The following is a 15,265-nucleotide window of genomic DNA, read 5'->3' as shown; positions in this document are numbered from 1 at the left end:
GTTCACCCAACAAAAAAAGCCCCGCTAAGCAGTCAGGACTTTTCAACCGGTCATTTGATTAGGCTATGATAAAAAAATTGGCTAAAGCAAGTAATAATAGAATAATAGCAACTCCAGAACTCATCCAAAGAATATCGTGAAAATCCATTTTCAAATCGGCTAGTTTATCCTTGTTTAGCAACGAACTTCACTCCCTTGAAGATTCTCAATAAATCCGATGACTTTGAAAATCGAAAGGTCCAATTTAGGATCTGTGGATGTTGAACAATGCGCGCACTCGATTTGATTGACATTCATGGTTGAACGGAATTCATTCTCACAATGTGTGCACTCCAGTATATGTAGATCCTTTTTCTTACCCTTGCGATCAAATTGAATGCGCTCTCTACCTTGGTTAATATAGCTCACTTTATTCTCTCCCGTCGTGTGTTATTTAGTACATATTTACCCGATGGAAAGAACATAAAACATGATTTATCTGATTTCTTCAAGAAAAAAAGACATACAAGCACATTACGTTATAGATATTCGTCAATTCCCTTTTTTTACAAAAAATATGTTTAAGCAGGACCTCTACCGTTTATATGAACAGTAAGAATTCTTAAAGGAGGAGTTCCATGTCTTTCAAAAAAACACTGAGCGTATTGGAAAACTTATACTTACAGAAGCCGGATAAGCTATTGACGGTTTACTTGAATACGGACCGCAGCGACCCCGATCAACAGGGAGGCGAATGGAAAATCGCCCTCAAAAACGGATTCAACCGTCTGGAAGAATACCTTGAAAGTGCTCCCGAGGAAAAAGAAAGGCTTCAATCGATCCGCCCGAAGGTAGAAAACTACGTGTATAGTTTAGAGCGTGAGCTGCCAAGAAGCTTTATCATCTTCGCCTCAGCAGATAGCGGTATTTGGGAAACCTTCGAACTTCAAGTACCTGTCGAAACGAATTTCTATTGGGAGGAGAACCCTCATCTGGATCAATTAAAATCCCTGCACAAAGATTATCCTTACACAGGACTCGTGCTTCTTCAGCAAAATCAAATCAAAATCCTTACCTCTGCCTTTGGAGAGATTCAGTCCAGCGAATTTATGGAGTTCGACTTAGAAACAGATGATTGGCGAAAACATGAAGGGCCTCACCACGCAGACGTCAGCATGGGAAGCGGCGGAGGAAAGGCCAATCAGCAGGAAGAATTCGAAAATCGCCTCAAGGCCAACCAGCAGCGCTGGTGGAAAAGCCTTGGCAGCATCCTGGACAAAAAGGCAGCCGATGAAAAATGGGAACGTATCGTCCTCGTTGGGGATAAAGAAGAAGCCGCTGTATTGGAAGAAAGCATGAATAAAGAGGTCCACGAAACGATTGGTAAGAACTTGCTGAATGAGAATGAGCATAAGGTTGTGGAAAAACTGCTGGCATAATCGTAGAGCCCACCTTCTTAGAATGAGACGGTGGGCCTATTGGTTAACCGTTAGGCGAGATTGGATTTCCGCTGGATCGTTCCAAGATAAAGGTTATCTGCCATTTCCGGGATTTGCGTGCCCTATTTCATATTTATCTGCCATTTTCTGTTTTTATATGCCGTTTTACATACTTGGATAAAAATCAACACAATGTCCACCACCACCGTCATCAACCTCTCCATCCCACAAAAACAATTCCCTCAAACAGGCACACGCCCCCCATTCATTCATACACTGAAATAAGGAGGTGTGTGTCCGTGCTTTCACGAATTAAATGGTTATCCTTTTCAATCGAATTGTTCTTAGCGGTTCCGATCTTTGGCAATATTGCTGGAGACGCAATCCCTTTTCTCCTGTGCTTAGTGGCTCTGTGGCATGCGAGCGTGTTGTATATTTCAAGGTCAGAAGATCAACCGATCCTTGGAAGTGCCCTCGGTATCCTTGCTTCCTTCTTAAACTTCTTCCCGGTCATCCGATTGATTGCCCATGCGATCACTGCAATTGTACTTATTTTTGAAATTCAGAAGGCTCCCGGGATGGAGTAAATACTGGCACCAATGGAAAAACGGATGATTCTCCAATGAGAACCATCCGTTTTCATTTATATAACACATCTTCTCACTTCAATTCTCTAACCCTTACTGCACAACCCCACCAGCATTCACGTACCTCGCGTTAAACTCCTGCAGGAATTGATTCGTGATGGCATCATCATGGATGATAAGCATGTTTTCATCATTCACATTATTACCGTTTTCACTCCAGTTGGTCGACCCTACGATGACGGTCGGGTCGCTGTTTGTGCCGGCATCGATGAGCATGGTCTTGGCATGGAGCTTCCGGCTTTCATTTGCCTGGTACACGGGTGCAGGGTTTGCCCAGCGCGTGTTTGGATTGTTGGTGCTCGTTTGCGTAGCCGTTCTTCCTGTCATTTCAATGCTTGCCGACCACCATTGATTCCAGAAGCTTGCATCGAATAGACCTTTTACATCAAAGCCTGTCAGCGTCCCCTGGTCATCCACATAGCTACCTTCCCATTTGTTCTTTAATTCGTCCACAAGGGCCTGGTCGCTCCAAGCGAAGATGGTAAAGTAGGCATTTTCATCTGCTTCTGTTTTTACAAGTTCTGTCATACGTCCAACGGCATCGTCTCCGGATGAGAAATACACTTCCACCGTATCCCCGCCGATCGTCACCGTATGGGGCGTGTTATCCACTTTCCGTGTGCTAAAGTTGGATACCGTGTTATTCGGCGTCGTGGTTCCACTTCCCCACATTTCTTCAAACTCTGTCTTATAAATGGATGCGAGTTCCGGAGAGTGAACCTCCACGACATGCTGCTGGTTTCCGTCAAGGATTCCTTGGTTCATGTTTTCTTCGGAGCCGTAAAGACCAGTAATCGTGAAATTCCAGCTCCCTGTGAAGACCCACTTCCCATCTACCACGGCGAATTTATTATGCATCTGATTCCCAGGAGAATAATAGCTGTCCGTTTCTTTCAATTCTCCTTCAACAAACATATAGCCCGTTGTCGCAGTGCTTCCCACAGTCACGTTTCGTTGTGGAAAATCACTGAAGCTTGCAGGTAAATCATAAGCTGCCCGCTTCACGGTATCTTCGACTACAAACATAGGGGAATCCGATAAAATATGAGCGTCATCCGCTGATCCTACTACTCCATCCTGACCGCGTACAAGCTTTTCCAAGTATAACCGCATGGTTTCATAGCGTTCAGCGTAATGAGGATCGGATCCATCCTTGGCATCAGCCAGGATACGAACGTCCACACCTTGTGCTGCTTTTGCCATCAGCGTATCGACCACTCTCGGCAAATTGATTTCATAAGTGGCAAAGTCAATGGACGTGGTTGCTTCATTCAAACGTTCAATGAGACGATCTTCAAGGTTCACGTTGTAGTTTGCTTCGTTGCCCGGCATTGCATATTGAGTGGAGGCGCTTTTGTTGAAATAGACGTTGATGGCTCCAAGTTCCTCGCTTACATTCGTGAGGGATTCGCTGCCATTACTGATCGGAGCCGTTGAGTTGGCTGCTTTAGGGGTACCAAATCCACCTTCATAGGAAGCCGTTGCAGTGCTCCAATTGGCTGGATCCGTACCGCTTATAGAATGGTCATTTCGTTCCATCGTGGCTTTCGTAGTGTTGTCACCGGCGTACCAGCTGTTCACTTCATCGATGAGGGCGCCGGAGGCATCTTTTAAATACAGAACTTCATTGGAATTCCCAAGGCTTCCTGTATAGATTTGATCCGCTGCGACAGTTGAAATCGTGGCATCGCTCGTTCTTTCCAGAAGAAAATAGTCGTTTGGCGACACTGTACCGCTTAACCCGATACTCGGCGATCCATCCAGGGCTTCAAGCACCCATCCATCCAGGGATAACTCTGATGAGGTTGTATTGTGCAATTCAATCCATTCATTGTTATAGGATCCCGTTGTCCCCATCCAGGCCACTTCATTGATGACAGCAGACCCCGGTGCGGCAGCCATACTCTTGTCCATAGATTCCTGAGGCTGGATGAACCCTCCAGTAAGTAAAAACAGTATACTGATAATCGATAAAGATATCTTTTTCGTCCTCATACCCTTTCCCCTTTCAATGTAAATAACAAATGTATTTAAATGATTACAGTACAAGTATATTTTGTCGTTTTTTGTAATGTAATGGGATAATGGACACTATTTTTCTAATTATTTTGTAAATAGTATAGAGATTTTGTAAACCATCCTACCTATTTCCCTACTATTTTTACTTAATTTTCTATGTAAACATTTAATTTATTGAAAGATTCCTTTAATAGCGACGAGGAATCTTTATTGGGTATAAAGGCCTTGTCATCTGACAAATAAAAAAACAGCAAAGCCTCTCCAGACTTTGCTGCTTTCTACAGTTCAAATTCCCATTCTTCCCTTAATGCCAGGTATAAAAGGAGAAGGGTATCCTCAAGCTCCTCATATGTTTTATCCTGCACGTCTAATCCAAGTTTAGGATAGAGGATAAGGGCTAGCTTTTTGGTTAATTGGTTTCGCTCTGAAAGGGGGAGCTGAACGAATCGGTTACTGTACGTTTTGATCAGATTCCATTCTTTCGCACCGAGCTGCTTTAATTCCCATTCTTCCACTATAAAGTTCTCTTTCCTCAAGCCGCGGCGGAGGATTTCCTTCTCGATGGCTTTTTCTTTTCGTTTTCCTTTGACACGTCTCTCATGGACAACGATGGTTCCGGCAACGAGATCTCCCACCCTCTTATGTTTAGAATGCAGGAAGATCATGATCATACCTATAAAATAAGAGACGGGAAGCATATCGATGATTCTTAATAGATTGCGAATAAAGCAGGATAAGAGAGTGACGCTGTGTCCGTTTTCCTGCATTACCCGGATCCCCAGTAATCGCTTTCCTACCGTCTTTCCACCCCAGAAGTATTCTAAAGCAAAGAAATACCCCCAGTTGAGAAAGAAGATGGCGATGATAGCGATCCCCCATAATGTGAAGTCGATTTCCAACATGCTAAATATGCCATTATCCCCGGACGTCGCGAAATACAGGAGCACAAAGATCAGGATGTTTACGACCGTTAACAGCAGCTGATCGATCATCAGGGCTGCAGCCCGGCTTCCTAATCCTGCAGGTTGGAACTGCAGGGAAACATATTCAGGGGTTTTAATATCGACTTGTTCTTCATGCAATACAATCCCCTCCTTATGGATGAAATTACCTTTAACGGTTTCTATTTTTTTCTAGACTTACTATAATAAGAGATAAGAAATCAAAAGAACAAGTAGGTGTCACAATGAACGTGAAGCAATTTGTCAAACAGCACCGGGACGACTGGAAGCAGTTAGAAGATCTCCTCGGGACTCTTCGTAAGAGGAAGAACACCACTGGCCCTGCCATTGATCAATTCAACCGTCTTTATCAAAAGGCTGCCCAGAATCTTTCCTACAGCCAGACTTATTTTCCAGGAGAAGAAGTGACCGATTATTTGAACGGCCTCGTATCAAAGTCTCACAATCTATTATATAAAGACCAAATCTCAAGTGGAAAACAGATTAGACATTTTTTCTCCACGACATTTATCGGATTACTGCTTGAGCAGTGGAAGTTCGTTGTCACGGCGATGCTTTTATTTACGATCGGTGCACTCGGTGCCTTCATTTCTGTCGTGAATGATCCACTTCACCTTTATTCCATTCTACCACCTGAGATGTCCCAAGGGGTGGATCCTTCTAATCTCGGGAAAAGTGACGGAAGAGTGGATTCTTCACTTATGTCCGCTGCCATTATGACCAATAACATCAAAGTCGCCTTCCTTGCCTTTGCCGGCGGTGTGACGTTTGGTCTTTTGACGGTCTATATGCTTGTGTACAATGGAATCATTGTAGGCGCTCTGGCCGCTGTCTTCTGGCATCAGGGAATGAGCTATGAATTCTGGGCTTACATCGTGCCCCATGGAATGATTGAGCTTACAGCCATCTTCATTGCAGGTGGTGCGGGACTCTTGATGGGCTATAAGCTTTTTGTACCCGGACGTTTCACACGGGGCTACCAATTAAAGCATCAAGCGAAACGATCGGTCCAGCTGCTGCTCGGAACTGTACCCCTGTTTGTGATCGCCGGGATCATCGAAGGATTCATCACGCCTGCTGCCATACCGCTACTCGCAAAATATATGGTTGCCTTTTTAACGGTTATCGGTCTGATTCTCTATATGATGATCGGAAGGCTTCGGCTAAAAGCAAGACTACAGTAACCCCCGATTCATCATATCGATATAGTACGAAACAGCCGTAGCGGCCAGTTTCTCTTCACGGGCCTCCACCATCAGGAGGCCCTGCTTTTCCCACTTGGCTTTCTCCCTTTTCTTCACGAGCATCTGTTTCTGAGCCATGCTCTTCATCATCGCCTGCACTGAATCGACAGGCTCTGTCTTGATCCGTTTGACCAACGTTTCATCTTCTATCCCAATCGTTAAAAAGAGATGCTGTTTCCGCAGGCGCTGTAAATAAAACAGGGCGCTGTCTTCATGGAGGAAGGTGTGTACGTCACTGAATAATAAGAGCAGACTCCGCTTTTTCTGAACCGTTTGAACATAGTGGAGGACGGCAGCATAATTGGACTCGGCTGCGTCCACTTCCAAATGATAAATGCGATGAAGGATCGTTTGCAAATGCGCCATCCCTTTTGCCGGAGGGATATATACCTTCACATCTTTACTGAAAGCAAGGACCGAAACGTAGTCCCCATTTTGAAGGGCCGCTGCCGTCACGGTCAGGGCAGCCTCCAGGGATTTCTCCAATCGGTTTCCTTTTTTCAGTTCCGCTCCCATCATCCTTCCGCAATCAATGAGTATCGTGATGTACTTCCCATGCTCAGGTTCATATTCATTGGTCATCACTTCCCGGAGCTTTGCGGTTTGACGCCAGTTGATCTTTCTCGGATCGTCCCCAAGTACATAATTTCTAATCTTGGAGAATTCTCCTGCACCGCTTTGCTGCTTACGGATCTTCACCCCTTCATACAGTAGGAACTGCTGAGCACTTTCCAATACTTTTTTTGTTTCAGTAAGATCCGGAATGACTTTGACCCCATCGTGGAGTTCCACTGTTTTTTGTTTTTCCCATAAACCGAGGGAACTTCGATAGCGAAGATACAGCTTCTTCAGGTTATAGTCTCCCCTTACCGGTGTCAACACATCATAGGTTAGGGTTCCTGCTGAAGCCTTTTCAAGCTTCCCTTCTAAGGGAAACGATGTTAGAAAGCTTTGCGGGGTACCATCCAGGATCCGGAACTCCATGCCAAGGGAAGATCTATTCATGACTTCAAGTTCTACGACATAATCAAGACCCCTTTCCATTTGATCCGGAATATGGCGCTTGACGTCTATTTCCTTTTTGGATGGTGACAGAGTCAGGTCGATGAGACTCACGATGATAAATAAACCGTTCAATACAAAAATGAGCGTCCATGACAGCCCAATAAACGTCCCTGCAAGAAGGAGGCCGGAAAATAGGAGATACGCGATCAACAACTTCCCCGTCGGCAATATCCCCTTATCTTGGAACAGGAATCGACCCAACAAGCTCTTGGATGACTTGGTCAATGGTCACTCCCTCCAATTCCACATGCGGGGATAGCTGGATGCGGTGTCTCAGGGCAGGTCTTGCCACGATCTTGATATCATCCGGTGTGACATAGTCCCGTCCTGACAGGTAGGCCCATGCCCGTCCCGCTTTTCCAATCGAAATCGCCGCCCTTGTACTTGCCCCGAAGCGGATCGACTCCGTTTCACGGGTTTTTCTCACAATCTGCATAATATAGTCAAGTACTGAGTCACTAAGTGTGACATCCTCGATTTCCCTTCTGATGGAGAGGAAGGTATCCATGTCTAGAACCGCTCCCACTTCACTTGCATCGTAATGATTCTCAATCACTTGTTTTAAAACGTTTTTCTCTTCCTCAAAAGAAGGAAAATCAATGTCGAGCTTAAAGAGGAATCGATCCTGCTGTGCTTCAGGCAGTGGGTAGGTTCCTTCAAATTCAATCGGATTCTGGGTGGCCACCACAAAAAACACCTCTTCAAGTGGATACGTCGACCCTTGAATCGTCACCTGCTTTTCTTCCATGGCTTCAAGGAGTGCCGCCTGGGTTTTGGCCGGTGTCCGGTTAATTTCATCGGCTAATAATACATTCGTGAAAATAGGCCCTTTGATCGTCTGGAAACTGCTATCCTTCATGTTGTAAATCGTACTTCCAGTGATATCGCTCGGTAACAGATCCGGAGTGAATTGAATCCGGTTGAAGCTTCCCCCGAGCAACCTGGAAAGAGTCTTCACCATTTGTGTTTTCCCTGTACCCGGCACTCCTTCAACCAGCACATGCCCTCCTGCGAGGATGGAAGATAACAAGAGTTTGAGATTCGTGCTCTGTCCTACAATACGCTCTTCATATTTCTCCATTAAGGATGTGATTTCTGGTTTCAACGATCCTCCACCTCTTTCCTGAATAGTTCTATTCTTTTCGACCATAGTACGTATTCCTGTTTACTGATGCGTTCTTTTTCTAATACATTCCTTATCTCTGATAAAAACGAATCGATTTCTTTTTTGGAAACGGCGGTTAATTTCCTTTCCAACGTCCCGTTCAATTCCGACCATTCCTTGCTCGTCGGAATCCCCCAGCGTTCCTGAAACAGAACTCTGACATACTCGGCTTGAATCACTAAAGATTCTTTGTATTGATGCCCTTTTAAATACCAGGCTGAAAGCGCCTTGATCCGTTCATCACTGAATCGGACCGTTTCTTCCCTTGGTATGAGAATACCTCCGAATCGTTTTCCCCGCATCCAGAGCCATAGGACGGTGAGGATCAGCAATTGAAGGATTAGAAGTAACAGCCATTGGGGATAAAGGGTAGTAAGGCTTGCCTCACTCTCTCCCCCGTGAAGGTATTCATCGACGAGGATCGTTTTCCGGTCGGCTCCACCGCTTTCTAATAGAGTGAGAACCAGCGGGAGGTGATCACTTTCAAGAATATTCCCGTTCATCACCCATCCCGGTGAAGTAGAGACAATCAATTGACCCTTTCCTATAGGAGAGCTGTAAGCAATCGTTCCATCCAGATCATCCAATAGAATGGTATCATCATCCGACGTTTCTAATCTTACGCCTGATAATAGATCTGTTTGATATGTATTTCCTTTTCCATCACGGATGAGCGGATTGCCCGCCCCTTCCCCTATTAAGACCGTCTTCGTGTCAAACATCCCTTTTGGATTATCCTTTAAAAGAAGAATCGTATTCCCTGCTTTCATGAAATTCTCGTAAGCTTCCATTTCTTCTTGTTCAGGGATTGAAAACGGTTCTATCATAATCAGTAATTGATCAGATTCAGCCGCAGGCAGCCTATCAGGTGAAAAAGACCAGCGTTGTATAGAAACACCTTCGTTTTCCAAATAGGTATAAAGGGCTTTTATTCCAGAAGGAGAGGGAGACTCGGAAACATAGGCCGGATACTCCTTAGGTTTTTCAGGAGAAAGAAATACACCGATGATGATAAATAAGCTTAGAAGTGTGGCGAGCCAGACCCACGCCTTTCTATTTGTTTTCAATGCTCGTTCCTACCTCCTTTCTCTTATGCGTAAGGCTGTGAATCCGTTTCATGTTCCAACCAGCTCAGAGCTTCCTGTTTATAGGGAAGATACTCTTCTTCCTCCACTTCCCGCTCACCATAGGCCACCTCATCAAACAGAAGGGCCAGCCTGTAGAAGCGCTCTGCCCAATCCCGATTCACTTTACGCAGTTCATCATAATACTCCCAATTTGTTTTCCAGACCTTTGCTTCGAGATAGTCTCTTTCATGAAAGTATAAAAGGAGGGCCAGGAACATATGACGGGTTGCTTTCGAATAATCTTCAAGCCCCTCTTGTTTATGGGCTTCTTCTAAATGTCTATCATAGGACCAATCCATCTCATTCATGGATTGGAGTGGTTTATTCGAACGGAATTTCCGTTTTCGGACTCCGTTTCGAATGGCGAAGAATGCAACGACGAGGAGAATGGCCACAACAATGACAATCAACGTGATCAGGATGCCCGATGCCGCCCCGCCTGTCGGTTCAAGAGAAGGGAACAGTTTTTGCAGCTGTTCTGAAAGCCATTCCTTTGCCTTCTCCCACCAACTGGCGAGCAGTCCCTGAGATTCATCATGATAGGCCTTATACTCCTCCCCATCCAGTATTTCTTCTAATTGATCCCTTGCTCTATTTTCATTCAACACTTTCTTCACCTAGCTTTCAGATCAAGAGCCCGGAAGCATGAGGTCTCCGGACCCAGACTGGTTACTTCGATTTTTCAACGAAGCTATTGGATTGCGTTGTAATCATCGATCATTTCATTCAAATCATCTGCATCATGTCTCGTTTTAAGATCAAGGAACATAACCCCGAATCCGACGGCAAACAACATCGACGTAAATAAAGTTACAACGTTTATAATCATGCCGTACAGGACACTATTCCCTAAGACCAGTCCAAACGTCAATTCGAAGGCAGAACTTACGATTCCAATGATCAAGCCGAAAACAATGAATAACCCAAGAAGGATCCATCCACGCTTCTTCGTCAGCCTCCAGCTCCTGCCGAGGCCAGGGGCGTCGTTCTCTATGGCTGCCGCTCCAAAATAGAAGCTCCAACGCGTTAAGAAGTAAGCTACTGCAACCGCGAATGCAAGCAGCAGAACAATTCCGGCGACCACAATCCCGACTCCCGGCTCCAGAAGTGCAGCACCGAATACCCCGGCAAAACCAAATACGAAAATCGGAACAAAAACGATACCGAATACGATCACACCGAATAGGAGACTGCTTCCGATAATCGGCCAAAAACGGGAGAATGCTTCCTTGATCACAAGCTTCACCGTGAATTCTTCATTCTTCCTCATATGATTAAGAGCAAATAAAATCGCCGCTTGAGCGATTGGAGCGAGGATAATACTGATAAGTCCAATTAGACCTGTACCAAGCTCTGCTGCCAGATTCACTTCCGGACCTCCTTCAGTCGTAAGCTCGCCTGAAAAGCTGTTGACAATCCCATCGAACCAGGTTTCCCCTGTGCCGACGGTTCTAAAAAAACTGACCCCTGCTGCCAGTTCGATGAGTGCCTGCAGTAAATAAACAGGCCCTAATAAAATTAGGAAAATAAGAAAAAAGTCTTTAAAGCGGTTCTTGCTTAATCGAAATGTGTGGTCCAGTATTTCACCGAACCCTTTAGGCTTACTGAATTTTGCGTTCACGTTATATCCCCCCAGCGGTTATTTTTCAATATTTGACAATATATCGCTTATTCTACCATTATTCCTCCTTCCGTTGAGGAAAGAATTGCATTTTTTTCATACTTGTTACCCAAATGCATCAAGCCTTACTAGATGTATATTTCATGTTTGATTTCTGATGCTTGCCATTTTGGTCAAGGAAATCCGTGTACTTTCTTCTTTCTATACGAAAAAGTGACCCAAAAAGTTTTCTTTTTGGGTCACTTTTCACGATTATTTAGCTAAATCATGTTTAAAAGCATAGATCACAGCTTGTGTTCTGTCCTGTACTCCAAGCTTGGAGAGGATATTGCTCACATGGGTTTTCACTGTTTTCAGGGCAATGAATAGTTCATCTGCAATTTCCTGGTTCGTTTTCCCTTGCGTCATCAATAGAAGGATTTCCAGTTCGCGGTTGGTGAGCTCTTCATGTGGATGAGAGACTGTCTTCTGTCTCATGCGTGTCATCATTTTCCCGGTGACTTCCGGTTCGAGAATCGATTGGCCGTTATACGTTTTACGAACCGCTTCGGCAATCTCACTCGCTTTTGACGTTTTCAGCATATAACTGACCGCCCCCGCTTCCAGGGCTGGATACACCTTATCATCGTCCAGGAAGCTTGTGACGATGATGATCTTCGCTTCAGGCCACTCCTGAATGATTTCCTTCGTCGCTTGAATGCCATCCATCTCTTTCATCACAAGATCCATGAGGATAATATCCGGACGGAGCTCCAGAGCAAGCTGGACGCCTTCTTTCCCATCCGACGCCTCCCCTACGACATCAATATCCGCCTGCGCGGATAAATAAGAAGAAACCCCGATCCTTACCATTTCATGATCATCGACAAATACCACTTTAATCATTATTTTCACCTTCATTCTCTACAACGGGAACCTTCACTTCCAGGCGTGTTCCCTTATTCGGTACACTGATGATTTTAAACGTACCACCGATTTCAATGGCCCGCTCCCTCATGTTCTGAAGCCCATAGGAGCTGGTTACTTTCGATTCGTTCACATCAAAACCTTGCCCATCGTCCACTACCCGTAAAATTATGATCGATTCCCTTTTGATCAAGCGAATATCTAAGGAAGTCGCCTTCGCATGTCGCAGGGTGTTTGACACCGACTCCTGTAAGATCCTGAAGAGATGATCTTCGATTCCTTTATCAAGACTCATGTCTTCTATTTTCCACTCAATATCCAGCGGGACCTTCTGAGCTAATTCGACCAGCAGCTCCTTCATTCCTTCTTGAAGATTCTTTCCTTTTAACGCTACGGGACGAAGATGAAGGAGTAGTGCCCTCATTTCAAGCTGAGACTGATGAATCATCTGCTCCACCATGGAGAGCTGCTTCTCTTCATGGGGAGTCCGGCCAGGCGTCGGTGTTTCCGTGATGGCTGACATCAGCATGGATGCAGCAAATAATTGCTGACTGACCGAGTCATGTAATTCCCTCGCCAGGCGGTTCCGCTCCTGGGAAACGATTTCCTGGATCCTCTTTTCCTGCTCCTCCGCTTTTTCATTGGCAAGCTTCTGGGAATATCGCGCTTGATCCGAGAGATGTTTTCCTAATGCATCGACCTTTTTCCAAACCTGCTGTACTTCTGAGGTTGCCGTTTCAGGGAGTGTGATCGAGCGTCCCTGTTCCACATTCATGAGGGCATCTTCAATCTCCCTCAGCTGCCGTTTATCCTTCACCCCTGTCCGGATGCCGAACACGATTCCGATCAGGATGCTTACAACGAGGATAAACCCGGCCCCCGGTATATCCATAATCTCTACTTCCCATAATAAGGACCAATCCTTCAAGGGATACAAATAAAAATATGACAGCGATAAAAAGATCACCATCCCAAGGGAAAAGAGAATGCCTGCAACAATCTGCCTACTGACCGTGCTCATATTCTCTTCACCTCTAAATCCCCGATCCACATGGAGGTGACAATCTTCACCCGCTGGACAGCCGTTTCGTAGCCGGGCGTTTGATAATAAAGAGACTCATTGATTGCTTTCGGCTCCACTTCTTCAAAAATCTCAATCGAACCGGCGAGGACCGAGTGATGAACACTCACTTCCACATCATACGGAATCAATATCTCAATATTGCCCAATATGTTTCGAATCGAAACGACGGACGTCCCTTTAGGGAGCACAGTATTTCCAATATCGATGACCGAGTCCCCGATCACACCCTGGATGTTGATATCATTCCATTCATATACGTCTTCCGGAGTACGTTTCGGCCCGAACCATTCATTTTGAAGGGCTGACTTCCTCATGACGAGTGGTTCACTTGTGTTAGTGAACGTTTCCTTAATCGTCGGAGTGATGTATTTAGGATGTTTCTTCGAATCAGCAAAACGGACGATGATAAATAGAAGAATGGCAAACAATAAAAATTTAAACGCTACGGTATTAAAGATATTGATCGCTAAGCTGATGATCCCAAACCACAGCAGAATCTTTCCAAAGGTACTCGGAAGCTTCTTTCTTCCAATATAGATGCAGAAGGCTGCAATCGAGAGGAAGACGAGAACCCCCCCATCGTAGAATGACACTTCCAACAGTATTAACAATGTTCCTATTAAAATGATCCAGCTGATTCCGTCAGATCGTAAACGATTGAACAAGGGGGTTCCTCCTTCCTGGTTATGTATGAAATAAACACGGTAAATTATATCTGATGATAAAACGGGGTGAACCCGGTTGGGCTCCCCCTTTTATATAGCAGTAGAGTTTTTCTTAACCTAGAATACCATGTTTTATGAAGGAATGGCTTCCGTTTCCTCTTTTTTCACTTCTTTTTCTAATTTGGCGATCTTTGCGTCAATCGTATTTCGATAATAAGAGGAGTTCACACCATGCTCTAAATGATCTAAGTATGTTTCAATTTCATCGAATTTAGAGAACGCCTGGTTGTTATAACCGGAAGAAGATTCAAGCACAGAATTCACCTTGTTATGGGCACGGGCGATATTCTCCCTTCCCATCAGCTCCATTCGCTTGATGTACATATCTTTCAGCTTGTGCTTCATCTCTTCATATTTCCGTTCAAGCTCTTCAAGCTCTTTCGTTGCTTTCAGCTTTGATTCCTGGATGCGCGCGGCACGCTCTTCATAGTATTTTTGTTCCTGAAGGGCAAATTCATACAAACCTTCTTCATTTGCTTTCGATGCAACCTCAGCCTGGTATTTTCGTTTGTCAGCTAAAGCAGAAGCCTGCTGATACTCTTTTTGAAACTCTTCTTTTAATAGATATTGTCTCTCAACCAGCTTACTTACTTTTTCTACTTCCTGCTCACACTGTCTTAAATAATGATTCAATACAGCTATTGGATTTTTCTTTTCCTTCTTATCTAATGCTTCGTGCAGGTCGGACATGACTGTATTTTTAATTCGTTGAAATAGGTTTGCCATAGTGGAATCTCTCCTTTAGTTTTTTAATTGAGACCATTCTCTTTCAAAATTAGTGAATGGATCCGATGATTTTTCTTCTATCATGACTTCTTCTTTTTTCCAGTTCTTGTAGATGACATACAGAACGTACAGAGCAACCAATCCGATGATCGCTGGGAAGTTCGATATCGAAGCACTGAATGCCGCAAGACCGATCAGTGCCCATAATATCTTCTTCATTGTCGAGTCTGTTTTTACAAACCCTTTAAAGCTGTAGTACATGATCACTAAGGAGATGGCAAGCCCTACAATCGGTCCTAAATTGGCAAGCAGGACAATGGCTGCAATCCCTCCGGCTAAAAGCAATCCGAATTTCTTCATATGTTGTTGCCTCCTTTCTTCTTCATGTCTCTATCCTACCTATTTTCCGAATTTCCCATAACGAGCCCGAGCTTTATTTTCGTATCAGACTTGAGGCTTAGGTGTGGTAGGACTTGTCGATTATTGGTGTTTTGGAGGGTGCGAAGTTTGTCGTTTTTCGCAGAACGGTCGATATGTTGAAAATACGGTTGATAAA

General features: G+C 44.6%; 16 protein-coding genes. 3 read left to right on the top strand and 13 right to left on the bottom strand.

Annotated features, from left to right (window positions below; genetic code table 11):
* Positions 1 to 174: 174 nt before the first annotated feature.
* Entirely contained in the window at positions 175 to 408 is a 234-nt protein-coding gene (locus TV75_RS12935; protein WP_044339180.1) for a hypothetical protein, read from the bottom strand.
* Positions 409 to 617: 209 nt separating this feature from the next.
* Between TV75_RS12935 and TV75_RS12930 the strand changes: the two genes are divergently transcribed.
* Positions 618 to 1,418, top strand: a complete 801-nt coding sequence (locus TV75_RS12930) for a VLRF1 family aeRF1-type release factor (RefSeq protein ID WP_044339179.1) — start codon at positions 618 to 620, stop codon at positions 1,416 to 1,418.
* A 299-nt stretch (positions 1,419 to 1,717) separates the two neighbouring features.
* Positions 1,718 to 2,005 (top strand): hypothetical protein, encoded by a 288-nt coding sequence (locus TV75_RS12925; protein WP_044339178.1) that lies wholly within the window; start codon positions 1,718 to 1,720, stop codon positions 2,003 to 2,005.
* A gap of 93 nt (positions 2,006 to 2,098) precedes the next feature.
* On the opposite strand, the gene TV75_RS12920 is transcribed toward TV75_RS12925, so the two are convergent.
* Together TV75_RS12920 and TV75_RS12915 are read right to left on the bottom strand one after the other, a co-directional pair.
* The gene (locus TV75_RS12920; protein ID WP_082051277.1) at positions 2,099 to 4,060 is read right to left on the bottom strand and encodes a phospholipase D-like domain-containing protein; all 1,962 of its coding nucleotides are present in this window, start codon (positions 4,058 to 4,060) and stop codon (positions 2,099 to 2,101) included.
* Between the two features lie 302 nt (positions 4,061 to 4,362).
* Positions 4,363 to 5,166 (bottom strand): RDD family protein, encoded by an 804-nt coding sequence (locus TV75_RS12915; RefSeq protein WP_044339177.1) that lies wholly within the window; start codon positions 5,164 to 5,166, stop codon positions 4,363 to 4,365.
* Between the two features lie 104 nt (positions 5,167 to 5,270).
* Here TV75_RS12915 and TV75_RS12910 point away from each other — a divergent pair, with 104 nt between their 5' ends.
* On the top strand, positions 5,271 to 6,230 hold the full coding sequence (locus TV75_RS12910; protein WP_044339176.1) for a stage II sporulation protein M: 960 nt from the start codon (positions 5,271 to 5,273) through the stop codon (positions 6,228 to 6,230).
* On the opposite strand, the gene TV75_RS12905 is transcribed toward TV75_RS12910, so the two are convergent.
* The 10 genes from TV75_RS12905 to TV75_RS12860 form a co-directional block, all read right to left on the bottom strand.
* Positions 6,222 to 7,580, bottom strand: a complete 1,359-nt coding sequence (locus tag TV75_RS12905; RefSeq protein ID WP_253275533.1) for a DUF58 domain-containing protein — start codon at positions 7,578 to 7,580, stop codon at positions 6,222 to 6,224. The two genes, TV75_RS12910 and TV75_RS12905, sit on opposite strands and share 9 nt — an antisense overlap.
* The gene (locus TV75_RS12900) at positions 7,531 to 8,460 is read right to left on the bottom strand and encodes an AAA family ATPase (RefSeq protein ID WP_044339175.1); all 930 of its coding nucleotides are present in this window, start codon (positions 8,458 to 8,460) and stop codon (positions 7,531 to 7,533) included. The genes TV75_RS12905 and TV75_RS12900 overlap by 50 nt, the downstream gene beginning before the upstream one ends.
* A complete protein-coding gene (locus tag TV75_RS12895; protein ID WP_044339174.1) occupies positions 8,457 to 9,587 on the bottom strand; it encodes a DUF4350 domain-containing protein in 1,131 nt (376 codons plus the stop codon). Before TV75_RS12895 ends, TV75_RS12900 begins: the two co-directional genes overlap by 4 nt.
* 23 nt (positions 9,588 to 9,610) lie before the next feature.
* Positions 9,611 to 10,255 (bottom strand): DUF4129 domain-containing protein, encoded by a 645-nt coding sequence (locus tag TV75_RS12890; protein ID WP_044339173.1) that lies wholly within the window; start codon positions 10,253 to 10,255, stop codon positions 9,611 to 9,613.
* An 83-nt stretch (positions 10,256 to 10,338) separates the two neighbouring features.
* The gene (locus TV75_RS12885; protein ID WP_044339172.1) at positions 10,339 to 11,268 is read right to left on the bottom strand and encodes a hypothetical protein; all 930 of its coding nucleotides are present in this window, start codon (positions 11,266 to 11,268) and stop codon (positions 10,339 to 10,341) included.
* A 252-nt stretch (positions 11,269 to 11,520) separates the two neighbouring features.
* Entirely contained in the window at positions 11,521 to 12,153 is a 633-nt protein-coding gene (locus tag TV75_RS12880) for a response regulator transcription factor (protein WP_044339171.1), read from the bottom strand.
* Positions 12,146 to 13,195 carry a sensor histidine kinase gene (locus TV75_RS12875; RefSeq protein WP_044339170.1) on the bottom strand — a complete coding sequence of 350 codons (1,050 nt, stop codon included), beginning with the start codon at positions 13,193 to 13,195 and terminating at the stop codon, positions 12,146 to 12,148. The genes TV75_RS12880 and TV75_RS12875 overlap by 8 nt, the downstream gene beginning before the upstream one ends.
* The gene (gene liaF, locus TV75_RS12870) at positions 13,192 to 13,923 is read right to left on the bottom strand and encodes a cell wall-active antibiotics response protein LiaF (RefSeq protein WP_044339169.1); all 732 of its coding nucleotides are present in this window, start codon (positions 13,921 to 13,923) and stop codon (positions 13,192 to 13,194) included. The genes TV75_RS12875 and liaF overlap by 4 nt, the downstream gene beginning before the upstream one ends.
* A gap of 132 nt (positions 13,924 to 14,055) precedes the next feature.
* A complete protein-coding gene (locus tag TV75_RS12865; RefSeq protein ID WP_044339168.1) occupies positions 14,056 to 14,709 on the bottom strand; it encodes a PspA/IM30 family protein in 654 nt (217 codons plus the stop codon).
* A 15-nt stretch (positions 14,710 to 14,724) separates the two neighbouring features.
* A complete protein-coding gene (locus tag TV75_RS12860; RefSeq protein WP_044339167.1) occupies positions 14,725 to 15,069 on the bottom strand; it encodes a hypothetical protein in 345 nt (114 codons plus the stop codon).
* Positions 15,070 to 15,265: the final 196 nt, after the last annotated feature.

The organism is Rossellomorea aquimaris (assembly GCF_000935355.1).
Classification (GTDB): domain Bacteria; phylum Bacillota; class Bacilli; order Bacillales; family Bacillaceae_B; genus Rossellomorea; species Rossellomorea aquimaris_B.
Note: the sequence above shows the minus strand (reverse complement) of the source record. Positions and strands in the feature narration are given on the sequence as shown.